The following is a 26,461-nucleotide window of genomic DNA, read 5'->3' as shown; positions in this document are numbered from 1 at the left end:
TTCAGTATTAATATTCCCTAATTAGAAAGGAGTTATGTATTTTAATATAGACCTTCAAATATTAATGAATATAAATCATTATTTCTTACATATTCTTCAGCTTTTCCTTGTTCTAAAGCTTCAGTTAGATCTAGATTTATAGGAAGCTCTCCTAATAAAGGTAATTCTAAATACTCCGCATGTTCTTCTGCTGATTTTTTACTAAATACTTTAATCTTTGTATCACATCCTGGACAAGTAATATATGCCATATTTTCTATTACTCCTCTTACAGGAACACCCATTTTATTGGCCATTACAATTCCTTTTTTAACTATCATAGAAACCATATCTTGAGGTGTTGATACTATTATTAGTTCTGTTAAAGGAAAACTTTGCATTATAGTTAGTGTTATATCTGAAGTTCCTGGTGGCATATCAATTAATAAGTAATCTAACTCTCCCCAGTTTGTATCTGTAAATAATTGTGATAATACTCCAGTAGCCATTGGACCTCTCCAAATTACTGGATCATCCTCATTTGGAATTAAAAGATTAACTGACATAACCTCTATTCCACTTTCAGTTTTTACAGGAAAATATTTTACACCTGTCTCTCCTATTGGTTGCATCATAGCTCTTTTTTCATTTATACCAAAAAATCTTGGCATTGATGGACCTGTTATATCAGCATCTAATACACCTACATTATAACCTTTTTTTCTTAAAGTACTTGCTAATATACCTGTTACTGTTGATTTACCAACTCCACCTTTACCGCTAATTACTCCAATTATATTTTTTATTATTCCATAATTAGGTGTCACCTTTCCACATGATGGTTCACCATTTGTCTTTGAAGTACATTTGTCCTTACTAGGGCATGTTGAACAATTTCCCATTTTTTCTCCTCCTCTTACCATTCTGCTTTTATAGCTTTAGGTAAATTTTCTTCTTCATAAATATCAATAGCCCACTCTTTAAATTCATTAGTTGCCATTACATAAAACTCTTCTTTTATTTTATCCTTTTTATTTTCAAATGTTATATTAGTTTTATATGTAGTATTATTATAACCTCTATTCTTTATAGTAATAACTACATCAAATTCATTAGAATTATTTTTTACTAAATCTACATTTGGATTTATTTTTCTTGCATTTTTTAAAAAATCTTTCAAATCAGTTGAAAATACATATTTTAGACAATCAATATCACCTTGAATATTTATGCCTATTTTATACTCTCCATTATTTAATCCAGATTTTTTCATTTCTAAAACGTCTAGAATTGATCTATAATATACATATTCAAAATCTCTAGGCTTTCTTATTATTGATAAATTCTGTATTATACCTTCATCCAACCTCTTTGAAACTGTAAAATTAGTATTTCCATCATAAAAATTTCCTTCATATGCTCCCACTACATAATAGAATTTTTTTACCTCATCACCAACATTTATCTCAAAAATATAATCTGGGTCTAACTCAGCCTTTTTATCAGCTATTTTAGCACTAGATAAAAGTTCATACATATCCTTTATAGCCTTAGGATCGGTTACTATAAACTTAAATCCTGGATCTCTGATACTTTGAATACTTATCTTATCACTTTTAGCCGTATTCAAATACTCAAAATACTCATTTTTCCCCCCAAACTTTGTCTTTAAATTATCTATAGAGTCGCAACCAACGAAGTTTAAACTAATTAATATAATCAATAATATACATACCGATATTTTTCTATTCAAAATAGTAATCTCCTTTTTTAAAGATTTTATTATGTATTTTTATTCTTTATAAGTAATTAGGAGAAGTTTAAACTTCTCCTAATTATAACTAAATTATAATACTTTAATTGTTTAATGGCAAATCTTATTATAAACTATCTAAATCCTTTAGCTACTTCATCAAAAGCAACTTTTATACTTGGTTTATACTGGCTTTCATCAAAATGAAAACTTATTATAAGAATCTTTCCCTTAGAGTATTCTTTGAAATAACATATATTTTTGTACTTATTATCATATGGCATTTTATATTCTAATACATGCCACTTAACACCATACTCATCATATACTTTACATTTTCTATTTTTAACATCCTTGAATATAGTGTCTGGAATATTATTTAAGTCATTAACTCCATCTAAAATGCTAATAGTACCATCTATTTTGTTATTATCATTAATTGTTGCCTCAAACTCAACACCATCTATATTTTTATTTCTCTCATTAACAGACCATTTTTCCGGTAATACTATTTTATACTTACCATTTTCTAAATCCACTTCTTTAAAAGCTCTTATTTCATTATTTAAAAGAGCTATTTTTCTTATATCATTTTTAAATAATTGTTTCATACATACTAGGATAAACATAAGTGATAATAGGACTGTAAAAATATAGATTTTCTTTTTATTAATACTCATTAGGAATTATTAAGTACAGTCTCTAATATTTTATATACTATTTCATAGGTACAACAACTGTTGAGTTTCTAAAATCATAGAACATCAACCAGCATCCTATGCTATCTTTATCCTCATCACTTATCCAAGTTACAAAACCTGTTTTTCCTTCATATGGCTGTTCATTCTTATCTTTCTTTCCTGGAACTCCATAAATTATATATTTTAAGTTACCTTCCTTGTCACATTTATATCCCAACATAAAATATCCATATTTTTTAATATAAGGATAATAATTCAACATTGGGTAATATGCAACTGTGTATTTATTGTAATTTGACATATTACACATTTCATATAAATCATTAACTTGAACCTTATACCACTTGCAATTTTTTATCTCTTTAAAGCCTCTATAATGCTCAAATCCAATAGCAATTCCTTCAAAATATTCTCCAACGCTACCTCTTATTTCAAAAACATCAGATTTTTCCTCAACAATTGCTTCATATTCATCAAATTTACTTCTTTCTTCTTTCGCCTTAATTTCTTCTGCCATTTCCCTTCTAACTTCTTCCTTAAGCTCTTCTTTAATTTCACTCCTAACTTCATCTTTAATTTCATCTTTAATTTCATTTCTTATTTCTTCCTTTAATTCTTCTGTTATATCCTTATTAGTTTTGCTTTCTTCCTCTGTCTTTTTAACCTCTTCATTTTCTTCTCTATTTAAAGTAGGATCTATAACCTCTACTTCTTCTACATTCTCTACTTCTTCTACATTTTCTATTTCTTCTACGCTTTCTACTTCTACATATTCTGATTCTTGTATTTCATCTTCTCTTTTACATTTACATTTACATTCTTTTTTCTTATCTTTTTCAGATTCCTTCTCATGTTCCTTCTCATGCTTCTTTTCTTTTTGTTTTTCCTTACATTTATCTTTTTCATATTCTTTTTTTGTAGATTGCATTTTTAACTTTCCTTTAGCTACAATTTCCTCTGATTTTATTATTTTATAATTTTTCCAATTATCTGATGGCTGTTCACCATTCATAAATCCACACATTATGAATATAGGAATACCATCTTTCATCTTAACTATTGCTGCACCTGATATTTTGTCATATGATATTCCAACTCCAGCTATGTTATCAACAAAATATTCTTTTGTAACTTCTGCTTTTCCCCCTTCTGAAACCTTAATGCTTCCTAGGTTTATAAGTTTTTTTGAATCCTTTTTATTGCATATAAGCATAATACAATAGTCATCATTAACCTTTAGGTTTTGAGCATAAAAAGATACTTTACACTTTTCTCCCTTTGCTTCTATTTTAGAATAGCCTGATAGGGTTTTATCGTTAGAATTTGAATATCCTCTTTCATCTTCTTGTAAAATAATAAAATTTCTATACAATTTATTTATTTGTGCCAAACCTCTAAAACCTCCATTTTAGATTAATTCAATATATTATATGCTTACCATATATAAATATGTTCAAAAATAAACTCGCAAGAGTTTTAACATACATTAAAAATCTTGCGAGTTTTTCATTAATACGCTTAGGCACTATTATATTATTCTTAAATTAAATTTTTTAGAACTGTTCATTTATTTTATCTGATAAGCATGCAAATTCTTCTATACTTAAAGTTTCTCCTCTTCTCTTAGGATCTATATTTGCATTTTCAAAAGCTATCTCCAATTTTTCTTTATCTAATCCTAGGCTTTTAACTCCATTCCAAAGAGTTTTTCTTCTCATATTAAAAGAGCTTCTTATTATATCAAAAAATAACTTTTCATTTTCAACTTTAACTTTTGGCTCTTCAAGTCTCTCTAATCTTATAACTATCGAATCCACTTTTGGTCTTGGTATAAAACATTGTGGTGGTACTCTTCTTACAATACTAGTATTACAATAATACTGAACTAATAATGAAAGCGCTCCGTAATCTTTATTCCCTGGTTCTGCATTCATTCTTTCTGCAACTTCTTTTTGAATCATTATAGTTAATGACTTAAACTTATAATCCTCTTTTAAAAGCTTGACTATTATAGGAGTAGTAACATAATACGGTAAATTAGCTACAAGTTTAACACTTTTTTCTTCACCTATTATTTCATTGAAATCTACCTTTAAAGCATCATTATGTATTAATGTAAACTTAGGATTATCTCCAATCTCCTGCTGTAATATAGGTATTAAATCATTATCTAGTTCTATGGCTACAACTTTTTTAGCCCTCTTTAATAATTGTGCAGTTAAAGTTCCTACTCCAGGACCTATTTCTATTACTAAGTCATTTTCATCTACTTCAGCACCATTTACTATATCCCTTGGTACAGAATCATCAATTAAAAAGTTTTGCCCTAAGCTTTTTGAAAACTTAAAATTATACTTTTTAACAAGTTCTGCTGTTTTAACATCTTGTATATCCATACTACTTATTTCCTTCCATTTCTTTGTCTATTTTTTGTATAGCAGTAATAAACTCTTCTTTAGTTATTGAATACTTATTTAATCTAGTTAACATTTGATTTGCATTTCCATAACCAATTCCTAACTCCTTACCTAGCATTATTCTTCTTTGTTTAGAATTAGTATCTCCTGTTAATTTAAAATAAAACATATCTTGAGATGTATAAAATTCTTCAATAACTTCTTCCGATATTTTAGCTCTATTTAAAGCTTCTATTATAACTTCGGGCTTAGCATTTTCTACTCCTATATCGTCACCTTTAATTCCATCTTCTTGTGCTATATAAGCATGCTTTATTCCTTTTACTCTTTTAGAAATTATACTTCTAATTTTTTCACCTGCAAAATCCGGGTCTGTTAATACTATAACTCCTTTTCTCTTCTGTGCCTCTTTTATTCTATCTATTACTTTCGCATTTATTCCAAATCCACCTACAGCTATAACTTCAGCATCTACTGCCTGTTTTACTGCAGTTATATCATCTCTACCCTCTACTACTATAACTTCTTTAATCAATACATTCTCTTCCTTTCCTAACTATAACTTCATCTTAATCTTACTATTTAATTATAATTTATCCTTATATGGATATTATGTCAAATTTATATTAAATAAATAAAAAGGTGCTCTTAAGAGCACCTTTTTACCATTCTCCTGGGTAAGCCAAAATATAAACTGGTACGTCATATCTTCTTCCCCACCAGCTAAAGGCTTCATCGTGTGAATTCACGAAAACATCAATTATATTACCTTTTATAGCACCACCTGTATCTGATGCTATAGCTTTTCCATATCCCTCTACATATACTAATGATCCTAGAGGAATTACTCTTGGGTCAACTGATATAGTACTTAGACCATTTACATTTCTTACAGGTATAGTACCTGTTGCTGTTATTCCATCACCGTAATACGCTGTTGATTCACAGTATATTAGCTTTTTATAATCTAATATTTGTCCATCTCTACTAGCAAAACTCTGTCTTGTACCTTGTACAATTATTTTATTAACGGGTTCTGTTATAACTTTAGAGCTTTTTATATTCCTGGATACCTCTTTGCCATCTTTATAAATTACTTCATAAGCAACTTCTTTTTCTCCAGCAGCTCCATCTTGTCTTACTTCCTCTACGCTAACATCAAGATTTGCATCACTCTCTTCTACAACATCAAAGGCTATAGCTTCTCTCGCTATTTCTTCCTTTATATGAACTTTAACAATTTGTATTTTGAGATCCTTTGCAATTTTTGTGTCAACTGAAGGTGTAATTTCATCAACACCTTCTTTATATTCTATTCCTTCATTCTTTAGTTCTTCTACTTCTGCTTTTAACATATCACCTATAGTATCTTCTGCTGTATCAATAGTAATATTTTTATTACTTACAGATAATTCTACAGGAATAGCTTTTTTAATAGATATATTAGTGTATTCTTTTACTTTGCTATCTAAAGCTGGTTTAACTTTATCCTTAGAAGCAATTTCTACTCCCTTAGTAGTTAATACATCTTTAACAGTCCCTTTATATGTGACAAAAGTTTCCTCTTTTCCGTCTATACTTACCGTTACTGTCTTTCTCATATTAATGAACGTTACTGCTAGAATGCCTATAACTATAACACCTAACAATATTTTTGCCTTTGGACCGTTAGAAAAATTTTTTTTCAGGTATTCCTTATATTTTTCTACCATCTACTTTACCTCCTTTGGCAAGAGCGTCTTTAGCATTATATATTGAAATGCTATAGTTTGTCAAATATGACACATCTTGCTCTATTTAAACTGCTTACAAAATGCACCCTGTGCATAAATTAAATTTAAATAAAAAAAATAAATAATAGCATTAGTTTTAAGCAGTTATTATAACTATTATCTTAAAGTAGATTTTGTTCTTCCAAAAATATCTTATATATCTTTATGTTCCAAATTTAGTAAATATTGTGTTATAGTTCTAATTTTACTTTATATTTTATTTTTAAGCAAGTCTCTAAAATTTTGATTTAACTTTAAATTTACTTTTTTGGGATTAATTTCCTTTATATCTCCTATTTGTTCTATTATATATCCTATATAGTCTGATTTATTCCTTTTTCCTCTATTAGGTACAGGAGCCATATAAGGACAGTCTGTTTCTACCAACAACTTATCAACAGGAATTTCTTTTACTACATCTACTATTTTTTTAGCATTTTTAAATGTTACAACCCCTGTTATTCCTATATAATAACCTAATTTTACACATTCTTTTGCAAATTCAACACTACCTGAAAAACAATGAACAATACCATTTACTTCTGGAAATTCTTTTATTATTTCAAGGGTATCTCCATGTGCTTCCCTATCATGAATAACAACTGGTAATTTTAATTCCTTCGCCATTTGCATTTGAGCCCTAAAAACTTCTTTTTGTACTTCTTTAGATGGATTTTCATCCCAATAGTAATCTAGTCCTATTTCTCCTATAGCTAATATCTTATTATTCTGCTCTATATAATTTATTATTTCAGATTTAACTTTAGAATTAAATTCATTTGCATTTTCAGGATGAATTCCTAATGCTCCATAAATAAAATCGTATTTCTTAGTTAAATTATCAGTTTTCTCTATACTTTCATAACTTGAAGAGCAGTTCATAACTCCTATAACACCATTTTTATTTATTTCCCTTAACACAAGATCACGATCTTCATCAAATGCTTCATCATCATAATGTGCATGTGTATCAAAAATTAAATACTTATTTTCCATTTTATCACTCCTAACTAACCTTTTAATATGTTTTATGCTATAACTAAATATATTTAATAATTTGTTTATCTTTTTGTCACATAAATGACATATTTATCATTTATATTTGTATTGTAAAGTAGTTAAAGCATTATTATTTACCCCTAAAACCATCTTAACAGAATGGTCCCTAGAGTTTAATCGTCCCCAAATTTGATTATTACTCTAGGGTTTTCACTTTTTATAGCTTTTTTTCTTTTAATCTCTTAACTTCTTCAATTGCTACTTTTTTATCTACTCTTTCAAATAATATTTCAATATCCTTTATTATTCCTTCTTTTTTTTCTACATAACTCCAAATAGGTTCATTTAAACCTAAAAAACTTCTTATTTTTTTACACGTAAAAGGCATAAATGGTTCTAATAAATTTGATAAGTTAATAATAATTTGAATACAAATATAAATTGTTTCTTCACATTTTTTTCTGTTCTTTTCTATTGAAATCCAAGGTTTTTCATCATCAAACAATTTATTTGCTTTCCTTATAAAGTTAAAAATATCCTCTAAGGCACTTTTAAACTTTCCCTCTTCAATCTTATCTCCGACATCAAAATACAAATTTAAAATATCTTCTTGTAACTTTTGGGGCATATTTCCCTTAGGAATTCTTGAATTAAAATTTCTCTTACTAAATAACAGTGTTCTATTCACAAAATTCCCCAATGCTCCTACTAGATCATTATTTATTGTATTTATAAATTCTCTCCAAGTAAAATCAGTATCACTTCTTTCTGGAGAATTATATAATAAATAATATCTAATAGAATCCACATTATACTTTTCTACTATATAATCTGACCATATAGCCCAATTTTTAACTGCTGAAAAATTCTTTCCTTCTAATTTTAAATATTCACTTGATATCACTCTAAGATTTATATTTTTTATTCCAAGCCCTGAAAGAATAGCTGGAAAAATAATAGTATGGAAAGGAATATTATCTTTACCATGTACAAAATAAATTCTTGAATCTTCTCCATTCCAATATTCTAAGTAGTCTTCATCTCTTTTTTCTAAACACTTAATACTAGCTGTTAAATATCCCATAACTGCTTCAATCCAAACGAATATCTTTTTATCTCCATATCCATTTAATGGAACATCAACACCCCAATTAAAGTCTCTTGTTACAGCCCTGTCTCTAAGTCCTTCGTTTAAATATCTACTTACTATTTTTTGGGCATTTTCTCTCCATCCCTGTTGCCTTATAAAAAGTCTTCGAACATCATTTTCAAACTTTGATAAAGCAAAAAATAAATGCTTGGTTTCTTTTTTTATGGGATTATTTTTGCAAACTTTACATTTTTTGTCTATAAGATCATCTGAATCTATAATTTCTGAACACTCGTCACATTGATCTCCTGAAGCATTTCCCCCACAGTAAGGACATTTTCCCTCTATATATCTGTCTAATAAAAAGTTATCACAAGTTTCACAATATATTTGTTCTACATTTTTTTCATAGATATAACCCTTATTATACAAGTCTAAAATAAAATCTTTTACCTTAGCTTCATGATACTCTGAATGGGTCTTCTCAAATATATCAAAAGAAAATCCTAAACCACTAAAACACTTTTTAAATTCTTCATGATATTTTATAGATGCTTCAAGAGGAGTTATCTCTTCTTCCTTAGCCTTCATTGTTACAGGAGTACCATGACAGTCAGTTCCTGAAATGAAAATTACATCATCCCCCATCAATCTATGATATCTAGCTATTACATCTCCCGGAATCCATACTGCTATTCTTCCTAAATGAAGTGGTCCATTAGCATATGGCCACGCATTACCTATAATAACATTCATAAAATCCCCCCTTTTTATACATGCGATCTGTTAAGTTATATGAACATTGCTCTTCTCAACCCAAGGAAATACAATAGGTTTGCAAGACTAAATAATACCCCCTTCGAAAAGGAGAGAAGAACAATGAGCAAAACTAATATAAAATGCCCACGCTGTAATTCTGATAAACTATATAAGTTTGGTATGAATAAGCAGGCTAAACAAAAGTATCAATGTAAGCAGTGTAAGCGCCAATTCGTCCTAGGCGACGGTGACGGACGTCCTAAACTAAATAATCCTAAATGTCCTAGATGCGGTAAGGGAACTTACTTACATCATGCATATAAACATTACAATCGCTATAAGTGCAATAACAAGAAGTGTAATCACATAATAGTAAAACATCACACCACCAATATTGATACAGCTTCTAGTGAATTAGTTAGTGGTTCCCTTTCAATGAAAGGAATGCGTTTTCCGCTACATGTAATACTAACTGCATTAACACTATATTTTTTAAATAATTCATCAACAAGAGCCATTTCTCAATTCTTGATGATTAACTCTGGAATTAAAGTATCTCATGTCACGATAGCCAGTTGGACTAATAAATTTGCACCTTTCTTTAAACAAAAGGCTGATAAATTTAAAGCTAGTTTAAACTTACAATCTGACGATTGGCACGCTGATGAAACAGTAGTATTTATTAATGGTGAAAGATACTACCTTTGGTTAGCTATTGATTCAGAAACTAGATTTATTTTAGCATTTCATTTAACTAAATCTAGAAGTTCTGATTCAGCATACGCATTGGTAAATGAAGCTAAAAAATTTGGTGAACCAGCTAATTTTATAACTGATAGATTACCTTCATATAATGAAGCCGTGGCTACGCTATTGCCCAATACAACTCATATTCCTGTAGCTCCAATGTCTAGTGATACAAATAATAATTTAATTGAATCATTTAATAAAACATTTAAAGCCTGGTATAAAACCAAGAAAGGATTCAACTCTTTTCAAAAAGCTAATAACCTTATATATTTATTTATCTTTCACTATAACTTTATTAGACCACATGGATCATTAAATAACTGTACTCCAGCAGAAGTTGCCGGCTTCGCCAGCGATAGCTTTGCTAAAAACTCTTGGTTTTCAGCATCTTAATTAAATTTAATACCTTTGATTAACCTGCAAAAAATCAATGCTATTGTAGGCTTATTTGCCATACAATAAAACATTCAAACTTATATAATTTTCAAAGAGCAAGTAATTCTATGAAAAATCAAGCTATTTTTTCATATCAACTTAACAGATTCTATACATGTTTAAAATAATACTTTGTAAAAGAAATTCAGCCTTAGCTGAATTTCTTTTCTAAATTTTATTTCATTATCTAACTTGACTTCCTGTTGGTAATTCTCCTGGATTTACCACATTTAGTAAGCTATCATCATCGGTAGATGCTGCTAGTATCATACCTTGTGATAATTCGCCTCTTAATGTGACTGGCTTTAAATTAGCCACTAAAACAACATATTTTCCTACTAACTCTTCTGGCTTGTAATATTGAGCTATTCCTGAAACTACCTGTCTTTCTTCACCATTTATATCTACTTTTAACTTAAGTAATTTCTTAGCTTTCTTTATTGGTTCACAAGCCAATACTTTTACTACTCTTAAATCAATTTTTTCAAAATCTTCTATTGTTATTTCTTCTTTTATAGGAACTATTTCTCTTTTCTCATTTTTCTTATTTTCCGCTAATTGAGCTTCTCTTAATGCTTCTAATTCAGCAAGTTTTTTATCTACATCTATTCTTGGGAAAAGACTTTCACCTTTTTTAACTTCTGTTCCTACAACGGTTCCATCAAAGCTTTCTAATGAATTCCAATCTATACATTTAGTATTTAATTGATCATTTATCTTTATGCTTGTTTCTGGTAGAAATGCTGATAAAAGCACTGATGAAAATCTTAAACTTTCAGATAGATTATATAGTACTGTTCCTAATCTTTCTTTCTTTTCCTCATCCTTTGCTAATATCCAAGGTGTTGTTTCATCTATATACTTATTTGCTCTTCTTATTAATGTAAATATATTTTCTAATGCTTCTGGAATTCTTAATTCATCTATAGCTTTATCTACATTTTTAGGAGTTTCTAATGCAAGATTTATTAACTCATTATCTATAGCTTCTTTTGCTATTGGAGCTGGTATAACTCCATCAAAATACTTTTCTACCATTGCAACTGTTCTTGAAAGTAAATTTCCTAGGTCGTTACAAAGGTCTGAATTTATTTTCTTTATGAATATTTCATTATTAAATAGTCCATCTGAACCAAATGGTATTTCTCTTAATAAATAATATCTTACTGCATCAACACCAAAATTCTCTACTAATGTTACTGGATCTACAACATTTCCTTTTGATTTTGACATTTTGCCACCATCAACAAGTAACCACCCATGACCAAAAACTTGCTTTGGTAATGGTAAATCTAGCGCCATTAACATAATTGGCCAATATATAGTATGGAATCTTAAAATATCCTTACCTATTAAATGTACATCTGCTGGCCAGAACTTTTCATATAATTCCTTATTGTCACTTCCATATCCCAATGCTGTTATATAGTTTGAAAGTGCATCTATCCATACATAAACTACATGACCTTCATCAAATGTTACAGGAACTCCCCAGTTAAAACTAGTTCTTGATACACAAAGATCTTGAAGTCCTGGTTTTAAAAAATTATTAAGCATCTCATTTTTTCTTGATTCTGGTTGTATAAAATCTGAATGAGATTCTATATATTCTATTAGCCTATCTGCATACTTGCTCATTTTGAAGAAGTAAGCTTCTTCTTTTGATTTTTCAACTGGTCTTCCACAATCTGGGCAGTTTCCATTAACTAATTGAGTTTCTGTCCAGAATGACTCACAAGGTGTACAATATAACCCTTCATATGAAGACTTATATATATCTCCATTATCATATAATTTCTTAAATATTTCTTGAACAGCTTTTATATGATAATCATCAGTTGTTCTTATAAATTTATCATAACTAATATTCATCATCTTCCAAAGATCTTTTATTCCAGCAACAATTTCATTTGTATGTTCTATTGGCGTAATACCCTTTTCTTCTGCTATTCTTTGTATTTTTTGTCCATGTTCATCAGTTCCTGTTAAGAACATTACGTCATATCCTGTTAATCTCTTATATCTAGCTAAAGCATCTGCTGCTACTGTAGTATAAGTATTTCCAATATGAAGTTTTGTTGATGGATAGTAAATTGGTGTAGTTATATAATAAGGTTTTTTACACATATTTATTCCTCCCTTGATTTTAAATATTAATCTTATCTTCAAATTATTAAAAAATTTATAAAAAAAAGTCCCTATATAGGCATTAACCCTATATAGAGACGTAATATACGCGTTACCACTCTACTTTATATTTACTTCACAGTAAATATCTCTCTAGGTGACTATTATCACCTTGCAATATAACGGTTGCTACCGTACCTTCCTAATCAAATAAATATTGACTCAGAAAGTATGCTCTAAGACCATCTTCGCAAAGCTTATTGACACTAGTTTCCAGCTACCCTAGCTCTCTTTAGACCTTCCCCTTTGTTACTCTTCTTTTCAATGCATTTTTCATTTTAATACTATGATATTCTATAATCAAATTACTGTCAATTATTTTTAATTTTTCCACTTGAATCGAATTTCTTTTTTAAAGATTTCTCTACTATTAATATCGCTAAAAATCCACATAATAAATTAATTGCTAAAAGTATTATTAATGTAGCTAATCCAAACATCATTATTATAATAGCATTAATTATAAATAATAGTGTTCCAACGCCTCCGGCAACTTTAGCCACCATTTTATTTGCATATTCCCATGTATACTTATTTTTACCTGAAAACTTACTTCTATACCCTATTCCTTGGTTTTTAAAATTTAGAGCCTTGTTTTCACATACTCCTCCTACTATCCACATTAAAATAGGTATAATCTCTATTATTAATAATGCTATCCATAAATTCATATTTACTCTCCTTAAAATTCTTTTTATCTAAATTTTATCATATATAAAAACAATTTCATCTTTTGTTATTCAATAAATTCTTAAGTTTTTATTTGTATACAAAATGCTAAGTTCATTGTATTATATATTGTATAATATAGACCCTTTAATATAGGAGTGGATATTTATGAAAAATTTGGAATTACCACGTATTGGATCTAGAAATTTAAAAACAGCCATATCTGTATGCATATGCTTAATTCTTTTCAGAGCCGATCCTTTTTATTCAGCAATAGCTTCTGTTATTTGCATGCAAGGCACAGTAGAAAATTCTGTAAAGTCAGGTATAAATAGATTAATAGGTACATTACTAGGTGGAGTCACTGGAGTTATTCTTTTATCTTTTACAAGATATTTTAACTTTGAAGTAATAATTCCACTTATAACAGCATTTGGAATTATATTTGTAATATACACATGTAATTTAATAAAAAAACCTGCTTCTTGTACCATATCTTGTATAGTTCTTATAGCGATAATGATTGCTCCTGAAACTAGTAATCCTTTATTTTACGCTTCTAGAAGAACTATAGAAACTGCATTAGGTATACTTGTTGCAGTTCTTGTTAACAAATATATTAATCCTCCTGAAAAAAAATTGGTGGATACTAATAATAAAAATAATCCTTCAAATGAAGGTGAAAATAATAACTCTAAGTAGTTTTAACTATAGATAAAACATTAAATAATTAGGAGGCTCTATTTAATGCAGTTTGCTATACCTAAAGTTGGATTTAGAACCATTAAATCTGCAATATCAGTTTTTTTATGCTTAGTTCTATTACCTAATGAACCATTTTTTGCTTGTTTAACTGCAATAATATGCTTACAAGACACTGTATCAAGTTCAATAAAAATGGGAATTAATAGAGCATTAGGAACTATTATGGGGGCGATAATAGGACTTGTTTTTATGATTTTATGTAGATTTATACACTTTAACACTTCATCATCATTTATATCTAAACTTTTAATTTATTTAATTATTGCATTAGGTATAATAGTAGTGATATCAACTTGTAATATAGTTAAAAAACCTGGGGCAATTAATGTTGCATGTATCGCCTTCCTAGGGGTTACAACTATTCATGCTTTCGGAGACCCTTTATTTTATGCACTTAATAGAACATTCGAAACTTTATGTGGTGTAATTATATCTATACTTGTTAATAAATATATAACTCCACCTAAAGAAAAGCATGAACTTAGTAAAAAAAGATTTTTCTAAAAGAAAGATTGCTTAAAAAAGATAGAAAACTTAAATTTTCTATCTCTTTTTTACTTATATAGCTCTTGTTTCATGTTTTAAAAATTCTTTTTCACTTTCATTTAAATAAGGGCTAAGCTTTTCAAATACTATACTATGGTATTCGTTTAACCAATTTCTTTCTTTATTAGTTAATAACCTCACTTCTACACCATCTAAATCTATTGGACAATATGAAATTGTCTTAAAGCTATAAAATTCACCTGATTCTTCACTTACAATATCTTTAACTACTAACAATGTATTTTCAGTTCTTATTCCATACTTTCCTTCTTTATAAATTCCTGGCTCATTTGTTATTATCATTCCAGGTTCTAAAACTGTAGTATTTCCTTCTTGTCTAAAACCTTGTGGTCCCTCATGTACATTTAAGAAAAATCCTACACCATGTCCTGTACCACATTTATAATCTATTCCATAGTCCCATAAAGGTCTTCTAGCTAAGATATCTAAATTCATACCAGTTGTTCCTTTTAGAAATTTAGCTGTTAATAAATTTATATGGCCTCTAAGAACTAATGTAAAATCTCTTTTTTCCTCTTCTGTTAATTGCCCTAATATAAAGGTTCTCGTAATATCAGTAGTTCCATCAAGATATTGTCCACCTGAATCTACAAGGAACATTCCTTCTGGTTTTAGTTTATATTGTGTTTTTTCTGTTGCTGAATAATGCATCATAGCTGCGTGATCTTTATATCCAGCTATAGTTCCAAAACTTTCTCCCTTGAAGTTTTCACCCATAGCTCTAAATTCTTTTAACTTCTCACTAGCTAATATCTCAGTAACCTCATCTTTTCCAACTGATTCCTTAAGCCACTTTATAAACTTAACCATGGCAACGCCATCTCTAACTTGGCATACTTCTAAATTAGCTATCTCAGTTTCATTTTTTATAGCTTTTAATTTTGTTGTTATATTTAAACCTTCTATTATCTTTACTTCTTTCTTGATAAGGGAATATATATTAGCATTAACTTTTGCAGGATCTATTAATATTGATTCATTTATATTTAGAATATCTTTATATATATTATTATATTCTAATATTTCTACACCATGCTTTTTTAACTCCCCTAATACTTTATTATCTACTTTTTTCATATCAATATATAATTTAGCTGAATTCATTGTAATTAATGCATATGAAAGTACAACTGGATTAAATTTTATATCATTTCCTCTTATATTAAATAACCATGCTATATCATCTAGTGATGATATAATATAACTTTCTACATTTAAATTATTCATTTCACTTCTTACTTCTGAAAGCTTTTCTTTTACATTTTTCCCTGCAAATTTAACATCATGTAAAAATATTTTTTCGCTAGGCAATTCCGGCCTTTCCGTCCAAATATCATCTAATAAATCTTTATCCATTTTTATATTAAATTTATTATATTTTGCTATAGAAAGTATTTGTTTATATTGATTTGCTGAATAACATCTTCCATCAAATCCTAAAGTCTCCCCTTCTTTAACATTACTTTTTATCCACTCTTCAACATTTGGGTAACCTGGAGTTCTCATTTTCATTAAATCAATCCCACTATTATTTAACTCCCTGGCTGCTTGTATAAAATATCTTCCATCCGTCCATAAATTAGCTGTATTTAATGATACTACTATTGTTCCAGCTGATCCTGTAAAACCAGAAACATACGCTCTACCTTTATAATAATCTGCAACATACTCACTCTGATGTGGATCACTGCTTGGAATTATGTAGTGATGTATATCATTCTTTTTCATTATTTCTCTTAAATTATCAATTTTACTCATTTCTTTTTACCCCTTTCTTCTTATATCTATATAGATTATACAATATATTACGAATATTCAACTATTTTTATCTATTAATTATCTATTAAAATAAAAAAGCTAGAATAAATATTCTAGCTTTTCAAAACTAATTTTTATAATAATTGTTTATTTGTTACAGAATCTACTTTTTTTCCTAATATCTGAACTCCTATATATACTGCTAATAAAGCTATTGGTAAAACTATATACCATGCTAAACCGAATCCTGCCGGTATATACCCAAATACTATTGTAATAACTGCAACAAATAATGCATATGGCATTTGAGTTTTAACGTGATCTATATGATTACACCCAGATCCCATAGAGGATAATATTGTTGTATCTGATATAGGCGAACAGTGGTCACCAAATATAGCTCCAGTTAACACTGCACTTGCACTTACTATTACATATCCCATGTCTGTATTTATTGAAAATGCTAATGGAATAGCAAGTGGCATTAATATCCCCATAGTTCCATATGCTGTTCCAGTAGCAAATGATATTACTGCTCCAAGAATAAATATTAAACTTGGTAATAGGAAATATGGTAATGTCCCTGATAATAATGATACTAAATATTTTGCTGTACCTAACTCTTTAATTACTGAACTTAATGACCAAGCAAGTATTAGTATAACTCCAGTTATAAGTAATGGCTTCATTCCATCTATCCAAGTATCTATAGCTTCTGATAAAGTAAATATCCCTTTTAAAACTCCCATAATTATAGTAACTATACTAGCAACTAATGCTGATTGGAATAAGGCAACTGATGCATCTGATGCACTAAAAGCTTGTTGTATAGCTGATAATGAAAATGGTGAATTACCCATTAATTGTTGAAGAGCTATATCTTCTCCAGCCATTATTGATGAATATCCACTAAAATAGAAGCAAATTAATGCTGTAATTATCAAGGTTCCAATTGGAATTATAGCATTCCATATACTAAGCTTAATCCCTTCCTTTGGTTCTAACTCTGAATTATCTATTTTATTATTATCTGCTGCTACCTCTTTTTCTGCCTTTAAATCTCTTCTTCTTGCTTCAATCTCAGCCTTATACATAGGACCAAAATCTTTTAATAAGAATGAAGTAATAAATACAAAGAATATTATTAGTATATTATAAAATCTATATGGTATAGTTTGCAGAAATACCCCAAAGGCATCTACTTGTTGCCCAATTCCATTTGTAAAAGCATCGTTTATTAAACCAACCTCAAGTCCTATCCATGTAGAAATAATTGCAAGTCCTGCAATAGGTGCTGCCGTAGCATCTATAATAAATGCCAATCTTTCTCTTGATATTCTCATTTTATCAGCTACAGGCTTCATTATAGGTCCAACTATTAATGAGTTTGCATAGTCATCAAAAAATACTGCAATCCCCAATAACAATGTTACTAATTGTGTACTTCTAGCATTTTTAGCTTTTCTTGCTAAAGCCTCTGCTACAGCTTTAGCTCCCCCCATTTTAGCTACTAAATGAATTACACCTCCTATAACTAAAACTTGAAGTATAATACCTGCATTCCATGGATCTGCTAATGAATTTAACGCTCTTGATACAAAATCTAAGAAAGATTGAATAAGTGCACTAAATAATGAATGATCTATCAATTTTATAAGAAAACTCCCTGATAAAATACCTATAAACAATGATATTATTACATTTTTTGTTAGGAAAGCTAATATTATAGCTACTATTGGTGGTATTAATGTTAAAATTCCATAATGCTCTGCATTATTAGTTACTGCATCAACTTCTGACGCAAAGACTACTGATGTTGACATAATTAACATCAATATAGTCATTAAAAATACTCTAAAATTTTTATTGTTTTTCATATTTAAGTCCCCCTTTTTATATCTTATTGTGAATACTTAAAGGGCAGCTTAATTAAATATTTTTATTTTCTATTAAAAAAGAGCCTTGAGTTTTCACTCAAGGCTCTAATATATTTTCACTACTATATTAAAAACATCCTTAAATGATAGCTCACCACAAACATTATTTGTGACAGTGTTACACATATTTTATGCAACCCCAGCTATACAACTTTAAAGCATCAGTTGTATGCTTCGGCAATATTTCCTTTCCTATTGAGTCATAGTGCTTATCTCATCAATAGTACTATTAAATATTGCGCCTCTACCCTTGCCGTTATTCACTTATGATTTGATTATACAAGCATTAATTATTTAATGCAATAGTATTCCGTAAAAAATCTGAATATTTTTTATTTACTTACTAATGTTATAAAGTCTTTTTTATTAAAACTGTAGTGTATTTTTATTATTTAACATAAATTCTTCTATATCTTCAACAGTTTTTATCATGTCCTTAGTTAACACTTCGCAAGCATCTTCCGTTATTAATACATCATCTTCGATTCTAATTCCTATAGATTCGTCTTCTATATATATTCCTGGTTCAACTGTATATACCATTCCTGCCTCAAATATTACATCTCTATTAGGAGGTTCTATATCATGTGTATCCATTCCTAAACTATGACCTATACTATGATAATAGTACTTTGATACTTCTTCTTCTTTTTCTATTAAACCAAGTTTAATGCACTCTTCTGCTATCCATTTTCTAGCTTGTTTATTAAGTTCAATAAAACTAACACCTGGCTTCATTGATTTAATAACCCTTTCATTAACTCTTAAGACTGAATTATAAACATCTTTTTGTCTCTCTGTAAATTTACCATTAACAGGAAATGTTCTTGATATATCCCCATTATAATAATTATATTGAGCACCTAAATCAAATAGTATTAATTGCCCATCCTTTATTTCTGAGTTATTATCTACATAATGAAGTACTGCTGCATTTTTACCTGAAGCTGCAATAGTTTTAAAAGCAAAATCCCTAACCCCTTTAGTTTTGCATGTTAAATCAAAATATGCTTCTAATTCATATTCTTTCATTCCTGGTGTACATATCTTCATAAGATTTTTTACACCCTCAATTGTTATATCTATTGCTTTTTGTATTCTTTGGATTTCCTCTTCGCTTTTTACTAATCTAAATTTACTTATTATCCTATAAATATTTTTAATATTTACCTGTGGATACTTCTTAAATATTTCCCATGAAATATTTTCTGCAAGGGTTTCTGGTGAATTATAGCTGTCCTTTTCTAAATCTAGATATACATTAAAGTCTTCCCTTGAAGTTATTATTTTATGTAATACATTTTTAAAACTTCCTAGGTATTCAACTTCATCAACATCTGATATTTCAAAAGCTTCATCTTTTCTCACAGATTTTCCTTGCCACTTTTCTAAAATCGGGTCTATCTCTTTTATAAATAAAGTTGACTTTATATTTCCATTAATTTTACTCATTAATAAAATGTGTTCTTCTTCATCAATTCCTGTTAAATAATAAAAATTTCTATTTGGTGTAAAAGGATACTTTTCATCAGCTGTTTTTTTAGGCGCATTTCCTGCAAATAATATTACTAATGAATTATCTTTTATTTCTTTAAGAACTTTCTCTCTGTTTACTTTATAGAATTGCTTATTCATTCTATTCACATCCTTAAGTATTTATTCCATGGCTAAAAGTTTTACACTAACAACATTAGGCAATGATCTTAATATATTAACTAACTGTTTTAAATCCTTTTTCATATTTGATATATCTAATGTTATTGTTACATTTGCCGCCATGTTTATAGGTATATCTTGATTTATTGTTATTATATTCCCCTTATTAAAAGCTATACAATCTAGCACCTTAGATAAAGTTCCCGCTTCATGAGATAATAATACTACTAAGGTTATTTTTTTACTGTGTATCCCCTCTGACATAGGAAATATATCGTCTTTATATTTATAATAAGTGCTCCTACTTATATTAGTTTGTTTAACTGCATCACTAATATCTTTTGCTTTTCCAGTAAATAATAATTCCTTAACTTCTATAACTTTTTTGAATGCTTCTGGCAATGCCTTCTCACTTATTATATAATATTTTTCACCAGCCACATAAACACCACCTTAATATAAAATTTAATATATGATTGCCCCAGATAAACACTTTTGGAAATTTGTTTTATTATCAATAATTATATAACTTGTTTTAGGGAAAATATAGCCTCTTTAAAGGCTTTAAAGAATATTTTCTTGTCCCTCTCATTATTTTTCTTTAATTCTCTCTATTAATCTCTTTATTATCATTTATACTTTTCTAATTGGTTTTTTCTGATATACTACCATTAAATTATAAATGTTTTACTAAAGGGGGACGCTTTATATGAAAAAATTAGGACTTATACCCAAATTAATATTAGCAATTATTTTAGGTATAATTATTGGATCTTTCTGTCCTAAGGGGGTTATCGGGGTTTTAGCTACTTTTAACTCAATATTTGGTAATTTCTTAGGATTTATGATTCCTTTAATAATTGTTGGCTTCGTTGTTTGTGGAATTGCAGATTTAGGAAAAGGGGCCGGTAAAATGCTTGGTTTAACTACTGGTATTGCATATATATCTACTTTAGTTGCAGGATTTTTAGCTTTCTTAGTGGCATCAAAATTTTTCCCATTATTTATACACACATCTAGTTCATTAAGTAATGCTTCTAATCCTGAAGATAAATTAGTACCTGCATTATTTGTAGTTGATATTCCACCTATAATGTCTGTAATGACAGCTTTAATTTTCGCATTCTTATTAGGACTTGGAATATCATCTCTAAAGGGAAAAGCTCTTTATAATATGGCTAATGAATTTCAACAAATAGTTGAATTAACAATAAAGAATCTTATAATACCACTTTTACCTATTCATATACTAGGAATTTTTGCAAATATGACATTTGCTGGAGAAGTCAAGAGTATATTATCTGTTTTCTGGAAGGTATTTTTAGTAATACTTGCTTTACACTTTACAATGATGTTTTTACAATTTTTAATTGCTAGTATTTTAGGTAAAAAGAATTTACCTTCAGTACTTAAGAATCAAATACCTGGCTACTTAACAGCTCTAGGCACACAAAGTTCAGCTGCAACAATACCTGTAAATTTACAATGCGCTGAAAAAAATAAAGTTTCTAAAGAAGTTAGAGAATTTGTTGTTCCTTTGGGTGCTACTATTCATCTATCTGGTAGTACTATAACGCTTACTTGTTGTGCGGTAGCAGTAATGTTACTTAATAATGTAACTCCTGATTTAGGAAAAATGATAACTTTCATAGCTATGCTAGGAGTCACTATGGTAGCTGCACCAGGAGTTCCTGGTGGTGCTGTAATGGCAGCATTAGGAGTATTACAAAGTGTTTTAGGTTTCTCTGAACCTCAAATTGCTTTAATGATTGCTTTATATATAACTCAAGATAGTTTCGGAACTGCTTGTAACGTGTCAGGAGATAATGCAATTGCTATTATAGTTGATTCATTAAAAAATAAATTTAACTTGACAGTATCAAAAGATTCAAATAATGATAGTTTAGAATCTACAAATTAAAATTTTATTTTTATCATAAAAATAGAGTTAATATGTTACCATATTAACTCTATTTTTGATTTATAACTACATTTCCATAAACATTTTCATATCATTTTCTACATTAGTTATTCCACCAATTCCAAAGTTTTCAACTAAAACATTTGCTACATTAGGTGAAAGGAATGCTGGTAAAGTAGGCCCTAAGTGTATGTTCTTAACTCCAAGATATAATAATGATAATAGAACTATTACAGCCTTTTGTTCGTACCACGCTATATTAAAAGCTATTGGTAATTCATTTATATCCTCAAGTTCAAATACTTCCTTTAGTTTTAACGCTATTAACGCTAATGAATATGAATCATTACATTGTCCTGCATCTAATACTCTTGGAATTCCTGCAATATCTCCTAAAGGTAATTTATTATACTTATACTTTGCACATCCTGCCGTTAAAATTATTGTGTCCTTTGGTAAAGCCTTTGCAAATTCAGTATAATAATCTCTTGACTTAGCTCTACCATCACACCCTGCCATTACAAAGAACTTCTTTATAGCTCCACTTTTAACAGCTTCTACAACCTTATCTGCTACAGCCATAACTTGATTATGAGCAAACCCACCTATTATTTCTCCTGTCTCTATTTCTTTTGGAGCTTCACATTTTTTAGCTAACTCTATTATTTCAGTAAAGTCTTTTTTACCATTTTCATCAGCATATATATGTTTACACCCTTCAAATCCTGATGCTCCTGTAGTAAATAATTTTGACTTATATGAATCTTTTGGTGGAACTATACAATTTGTAGTCATTAATATAGGTCCATTAAAACTCTCAAATTCCTCTTTTTGTTTCCACCATGCATTACCATAATTCCCAACAAAGTTATCATACTTTTTAAATGATGGATAATAATGAGCTGGTAACATTTCTGAGTGTGTATAAATATCAACACCGGAACCTTGTGCTTGTTCTAATAATTGTTCTAAATCCTTTAAATCATGTCCTGACACTAAAATCCCTGGATTCTTTCTAACCCCTATATTTACTTTTGTTGCTTCTGGATGTCCATAAGTTTCTGTATTAGCTTTATCTAATAAAGCCATTCCATCAACTCCAACCTTACCTGTTTCTAATGTTAAAGCTATATACTCATCTAAAGTTACTTTATCATCTATTGTCTTTGATAATGCACTTTGCATAAAAGATGATATTTCTTCTGAATCATATCCTAATGCATTTGCATGTTTTAAATAAGCTGATAATCCTTTTAATCCATATGTTATAAGTTCTCTTAAGCTTCTAATATCTTCATTTTTAGTTTCTAATACACCAACAGTTTTAGCTTTAATATCGAAAGCTTCATTAGTTTCTGCTTCCCAAATAGCAGCTTCCCCTAAACCTTCTTTATTATTTAATCTCGCTAATAATTGTTTTTTCACTCTTAAAGTTTCTCTTACTCTATCATAAAATACTAAATTATCAAAATTAGCATTTGTTATTGTTGTAAATAAATTCATTGTAACTAAGTGATTAACTTCTTTTGAAACATCTAATCCCTCTTCTCTTGCTCTTGTTGTTACCTCTGATAATCCCCTTGTTACATATATTAATAAATCTTGTAATCCTGCCAACTCAGGTGTTTTACCACACACACCCTTTATTGTGCATCCTGTACACCCAGCAGCTTCTTGACATTGAAAACAAAACATTTTTTTATCCATAACGAACCTCCTAAATTATTATCTTTAAATTTTATAGCCTCATTATAGACAATAATAAAAAACAAATCGGTAACATAAGTTACCGATTGAAATAAAATATATATTTTATTTGCACATTATTTCTTCTAATTTATCAATATCTAAAATATTTATTTCTCTTTTGTTTAAATCTATAATTCCTTCATCTTTCATATTTATTAATTCTCTGGATAATGAAGGTCTTGGAATCCCTAATATTTCTGCAAACTCCTTTTTACTAATATTAAGATTAATAACAGTTTTTTCCCTAATATTATATTGTTCTAATAAAAAGTTAGATATTTTTTGTCTTATGCTTTTTAAAGAGGTATTTCTTATTTTATTATTTAACATGATTATTTTTTCACTTAATAAGCACATAAAATTATTTAAAAAGTCTACATCTTTAAAACAAAAATTTATTATGCTTTCCTTATTTATGAAAAGAATTTTACTCTTACTTACTGATATTATAGTTGCTGGATATATATGTTGCTTTGAAAAAACTAAAGCTTCGCCAAACACATCTCCTCTAGAAAATCTTTTAATTGTAAGATTCTTACCATTCTCATAAATATTTTGAATTTCTATAATTCCATCTACTACTATTCCAATACTATTACAATCTTCACCTTCCACAGCTATAATATCATTTTTATCATAACTTGCTAATTTATAACTACTATTTTCTATAAAGTTTTTTATATCTTCTTTTTTTATTTTTTTAAAGATACTACATTCTCCTATAACTTCTAAGAATTCGTTCATTTATTCACCTCTTTTTATCTAATGTATTCTTCGAAACTTTATTAATAAAGCATATTAATAGTGCAATAATAATTGATATGACTCCACCTAAAGAAAATCCAAATATGATGTTATCCATAAAAATACCACTTAATACCCCTAGTCCTACTCCATAGGCTAAATAAATTGTTAATCGTTTAATTTCCTCATCTGATAGATATATCATATCACTATTATATTTCACTTTTAATACCTCCTATTATTTTATAGTTTTATTATATAATGTAATTATTATCAATTCATTACAAAAATATTACCTTTAATAAATTTTATTATATATATTTAGACGTATTAGACGTAAAAAAAGTTTCACTTTTAATTAATATTTTTAAATTATAATATTAAAGCTCCTACTAGAAATATGGCTGCTATTATAGCAGTAATTTCAGCAAAAAGTGATGCCCATATTGTATGCCTTATTTTTTTTATTTGTATAGCTCCAAAATATACTGTTATTGTATAAAATATAGTTTCTGTAGTCCCCATAATAACTGACGCTATATATCCTATACTTGTATCTGGTCCATATGTTTTTAAGATATCTGTAAGTATTCCCATTGCCCCACTTCCTGATAATGGTTTTACTAATACAAGGGGTGTTACCTCTTTAGGCAACCCTATTAATTCTGAAAAAGGTGCAATTAAATTATTTAGCATATCTAATAAATTAGACTCTCTAAAAATATGAACTGCTACAATCATAGCCAAAAGATATGGAAATATGTTTAAACAAACTTGTAATCCTTCTTTAGCACCCTCTATAAACCATTCATATACTTTTCTACCTTTAAACATTCCATAAGTAATAATTATTATTACTATTATAGGTATTACACTTTGGGTTAAATAGTTAAACATAAAGGTTTTCCTCCTAATTAAAAATATCGTTGTAATATTTTACAACATATAACCCCAACAATTGCAGCTATTGTGCTTGCTAAAATTGCAGGTAATATAATAGAGCCTGGGTTAGTTGATCCACAAGCAGCTCTAATGGATATTATTGTTGATGGTACTAATTGAATACATGCAGCATTTAATACTAGAAAAAGAACCATATCATTTGATGCTGTTCCCTTTTCCTTGTTTAATCTATCCATTTCTTGCATTGCCTTTATACCAAATGGAGTAGCTGCATTTCCTAATCCCATCATATTAGCCGTTATGTTCATAACTATTGCTCCTAAAGCCTTTTCATCTTTAGCTGCGTCTTTAAACAATAATCTTAAAATTGGTCTTAGAAGCTTTGCTAGCTTATTAGTAAGTCCACTTTTTTCTGCTACTTTCATAACTCCACACCAAAAGCACATTAAACCTACTAACCCAATTATAAGACTTACTGTAGAGTCTACTGATCCTATAATAGCTTTAGAAATCCCATCTCCATTTCCAGTAAATAAACCAACTATAATTCCTAGAAATATCATTACGAACCAAATATAATTGATCATATTATCTCACCACCTAGAAAAATTTCTTTTCTAAATATATGCCTTGCATCTAATATTTATTAATGATACGATAAATATAACCAATATTAATTATGTATAATTCATATAAAGGAGACTCAATTATGAAAGAAGCAAACCTAAAACTAGCTCAGCAAGATATCGATGAAGCATTAAAAACTGTAGAAGATATGGAAAAAGTAATTAATGAAACGGAAGTCCCTAATAACCTATTAAGAGAAAAATTTTTAACTCTTACAGAAAAGGTTCAAAAGCTAGAAAGTATTTTAAAAACTGAAGGAATACTTTAATTTTAGTTATTTACATATATTTATAGAGTAAAATAATTAATTTTAAATAATAAAC

The 26,461-nt window shown here is 28.6% G+C and carries 25 protein-coding genes, 1 riboswitch and 1 other annotated feature; of the genes, 5 read left to right on the top strand and 20 right to left on the bottom strand.

What is annotated here, in order from left to right; genetic code table 11:
* Positions 1-41 precede the first annotated feature (41 nt).
* From CP523_RS08350 to metG (CP523_RS08310), 9 genes are all read right to left on the bottom strand, one after another.
* Positions 42-881 carry an Mrp/NBP35 family ATP-binding protein gene (locus CP523_RS08350; protein WP_066674763.1) on the bottom strand — a complete coding sequence of 280 codons (840 nt, stop codon included), beginning with the start codon at positions 879-881 and terminating at the stop codon, positions 42-44.
* A 14-nt stretch (positions 882-895) separates the two neighbouring features.
* Complete coding sequence (locus CP523_RS08345) at positions 896-1,735, bottom strand: YhfM domain-containing protein (RefSeq protein WP_066674762.1); 840 nt, start codon at positions 1,733-1,735, stop codon at positions 896-898.
* A gap of 131 nt (positions 1,736-1,866) precedes the next feature.
* Complete coding sequence (locus CP523_RS08340; protein WP_128499326.1) at positions 1,867-2,343, bottom strand: hypothetical protein; 477 nt, start codon at positions 2,341-2,343, stop codon at positions 1,867-1,869.
* Positions 2,344-2,449: 106 nt separating this feature from the next.
* Complete coding sequence (locus CP523_RS08335) at positions 2,450-3,823, bottom strand: hypothetical protein (RefSeq protein WP_120140773.1); 1,374 nt, start codon at positions 3,821-3,823, stop codon at positions 2,450-2,452.
* A gap of 163 nt (positions 3,824-3,986) precedes the next feature.
* Positions 3,987-4,829, bottom strand: coding sequence for a 16S rRNA (adenine(1518)-N(6)/adenine(1519)-N(6))-dimethyltransferase RsmA (gene rsmA, locus CP523_RS08330; protein ID WP_120140772.1), 843 nt, complete (start codon positions 4,827-4,829; stop codon positions 3,987-3,989).
* Between the two features lies 1 nt (position 4,830).
* Positions 4,831-5,385: a ribonuclease M5 gene (rnmV, locus tag CP523_RS08325; protein ID WP_066674747.1), complete on the bottom strand. Its 555-nt coding sequence runs from the start codon at positions 5,383-5,385 to the stop codon at positions 4,831-4,833.
* 127 nt (positions 5,386-5,512) lie between these two features.
* The gene (locus tag CP523_RS08320) at positions 5,513-6,562 is read right to left on the bottom strand and encodes a 3D domain-containing protein (RefSeq protein ID WP_066674745.1); all 1,050 of its coding nucleotides are present in this window, start codon (positions 6,560-6,562) and stop codon (positions 5,513-5,515) included.
* A 270-nt stretch (positions 6,563-6,832) separates the two neighbouring features.
* Positions 6,833-7,618, bottom strand: coding sequence for a TatD family hydrolase (locus CP523_RS08315; RefSeq protein ID WP_120140771.1), 786 nt, complete (start codon positions 7,616-7,618; stop codon positions 6,833-6,835).
* A 220-nt stretch (positions 7,619-7,838) separates the two neighbouring features.
* Complete coding sequence (metG, locus tag CP523_RS08310) at positions 7,839-9,467, bottom strand: methionine--tRNA ligase (RefSeq protein WP_066674739.1); 1,629 nt, start codon at positions 9,465-9,467, stop codon at positions 7,839-7,841.
* A 123-nt stretch (positions 9,468-9,590) separates the two neighbouring features.
* On the opposite strand from metG (CP523_RS08310), the gene CP523_RS08305 reads away from it, so the two are divergent.
* Entirely contained in the window at positions 9,591-10,613 is a 1,023-nt protein-coding gene (locus CP523_RS08305) for an IS6 family transposase (RefSeq protein ID WP_120140473.1), read from the top strand.
* 225 nt (positions 10,614-10,838) lie between these two features.
* Here the strand turns inward: CP523_RS08305 and metG (CP523_RS08300) are convergent, their stop codons facing one another.
* Together metG (CP523_RS08300) and CP523_RS08295 are read right to left on the bottom strand one after the other, a co-directional pair.
* Entirely contained in the window at positions 10,839-12,782 is a 1,944-nt protein-coding gene (gene metG, locus CP523_RS08300) for a methionine--tRNA ligase (RefSeq protein ID WP_120140770.1), read from the bottom strand.
* A gap of 91 nt (positions 12,783-12,873) precedes the next feature.
* Positions 12,874-13,116 (bottom strand) — a binding site (T-box leader).
* 37 nt (positions 13,117-13,153) lie between these two features.
* A complete protein-coding gene (locus CP523_RS08295) occupies positions 13,154-13,513 on the bottom strand; it encodes an SdpI family protein (protein ID WP_066674734.1) in 360 nt (119 codons plus the stop codon).
* 166 nt (positions 13,514-13,679) lie between these two features.
* On the opposite strand from CP523_RS08295, the gene CP523_RS08290 reads away from it, so the two are divergent.
* Both CP523_RS08290 and CP523_RS08285 read left to right on the top strand, forming a co-directional pair.
* Complete coding sequence (locus CP523_RS08290) at positions 13,680-14,213, top strand: FUSC family protein (protein ID WP_066674731.1); 534 nt, start codon at positions 13,680-13,682, stop codon at positions 14,211-14,213.
* A gap of 45 nt (positions 14,214-14,258) precedes the next feature.
* The gene (locus tag CP523_RS08285; protein ID WP_066674729.1) at positions 14,259-14,780 is read left to right on the top strand and encodes an FUSC family protein; all 522 of its coding nucleotides are present in this window, start codon (positions 14,259-14,261) and stop codon (positions 14,778-14,780) included.
* A 54-nt stretch (positions 14,781-14,834) separates the two neighbouring features.
* Here the strand turns inward: CP523_RS08285 and CP523_RS08280 are convergent, their stop codons facing one another.
* From CP523_RS08280 to CP523_RS08265, 4 genes are all read right to left on the bottom strand, one after another.
* Positions 14,835-16,601: an aminopeptidase P family protein gene (locus CP523_RS08280; protein WP_066674727.1), complete on the bottom strand. Its 1,767-nt coding sequence runs from the start codon at positions 16,599-16,601 to the stop codon at positions 14,835-14,837.
* 134 nt (positions 16,602-16,735) lie between these two features.
* The gene (locus CP523_RS08275; protein ID WP_066674724.1) at positions 16,736-18,478 is read right to left on the bottom strand and encodes a Na+/H+ antiporter NhaC family protein; all 1,743 of its coding nucleotides are present in this window, start codon (positions 18,476-18,478) and stop codon (positions 16,736-16,738) included.
* Between the two features lie 139 nt (positions 18,479-18,617).
* Positions 18,618-18,793: riboswitch (Lysine riboswitch) on the bottom strand.
* A gap of 111 nt (positions 18,794-18,904) precedes the next feature.
* Positions 18,905-20,173 carry an aminopeptidase P family protein gene (locus CP523_RS08270; protein WP_066674721.1) on the bottom strand — a complete coding sequence of 423 codons (1,269 nt, stop codon included), beginning with the start codon at positions 20,171-20,173 and terminating at the stop codon, positions 18,905-18,907.
* Positions 20,174-20,194: 21 nt separating this feature from the next.
* Positions 20,195-20,635, bottom strand: a complete 441-nt coding sequence (locus CP523_RS08265; RefSeq protein ID WP_066674718.1) for an ACT domain-containing protein — start codon at positions 20,633-20,635, stop codon at positions 20,195-20,197.
* 268 nt (positions 20,636-20,903) lie between these two features.
* On the opposite strand from CP523_RS08265, the gene CP523_RS08260 reads away from it, so the two are divergent.
* The gene (locus tag CP523_RS08260; RefSeq protein ID WP_066674715.1) at positions 20,904-22,115 is read left to right on the top strand and encodes a dicarboxylate/amino acid:cation symporter; all 1,212 of its coding nucleotides are present in this window, start codon (positions 20,904-20,906) and stop codon (positions 22,113-22,115) included.
* A gap of 66 nt (positions 22,116-22,181) precedes the next feature.
* Here the strand turns inward: CP523_RS08260 and hcp are convergent, their stop codons facing one another.
* The 5 genes from hcp to CP523_RS08235 all read right to left on the bottom strand — a co-directional run bounded on the left by hcp (position 22,182) and on the right by CP523_RS08235 (position 26,098).
* On the bottom strand, positions 22,182-23,822 hold the full coding sequence (gene hcp, locus CP523_RS08255; RefSeq protein WP_066674712.1) for a hydroxylamine reductase: 1,641 nt from the start codon (positions 23,820-23,822) through the stop codon (positions 22,182-22,184).
* 105 nt (positions 23,823-23,927) lie between these two features.
* Positions 23,928-24,608 carry a Crp/Fnr family transcriptional regulator gene (locus tag CP523_RS08250; protein WP_066674709.1) on the bottom strand — a complete coding sequence of 227 codons (681 nt, stop codon included), beginning with the start codon at positions 24,606-24,608 and terminating at the stop codon, positions 23,928-23,930.
* A gap of 4 nt (positions 24,609-24,612) precedes the next feature.
* Positions 24,613-24,831 carry a hypothetical protein gene (locus CP523_RS08245; protein ID WP_066674707.1) on the bottom strand — a complete coding sequence of 73 codons (219 nt, stop codon included), beginning with the start codon at positions 24,829-24,831 and terminating at the stop codon, positions 24,613-24,615.
* Between the two features lie 149 nt (positions 24,832-24,980).
* Positions 24,981-25,505 (bottom strand): spore maturation protein, encoded by a 525-nt coding sequence (locus CP523_RS08240; protein WP_066674705.1) that lies wholly within the window; start codon positions 25,503-25,505, stop codon positions 24,981-24,983.
* A 17-nt stretch (positions 25,506-25,522) separates the two neighbouring features.
* Complete coding sequence (locus CP523_RS08235) at positions 25,523-26,098, bottom strand: nucleoside recognition domain-containing protein (RefSeq protein ID WP_066674703.1); 576 nt, start codon at positions 26,096-26,098, stop codon at positions 25,523-25,525.
* A 122-nt stretch (positions 26,099-26,220) separates the two neighbouring features.
* On the opposite strand from CP523_RS08235, the gene CP523_RS08230 reads away from it, so the two are divergent.
* Positions 26,221-26,406: a hypothetical protein gene (locus CP523_RS08230; protein WP_066674701.1), complete on the top strand. Its 186-nt coding sequence runs from the start codon at positions 26,221-26,223 to the stop codon at positions 26,404-26,406.
* Positions 26,407-26,461 lie beyond the last annotated feature (55 nt).

The organism is Clostridium septicum, from assembly GCF_003606265.1.
Lineage (GTDB): Bacteria > Bacillota > Clostridia > Clostridiales > Clostridiaceae > Clostridium > Clostridium septicum.
The sequence above is the reverse complement of the archived record's forward strand: the minus strand, read 5'-3'. Positions and strand labels throughout refer to the sequence as shown.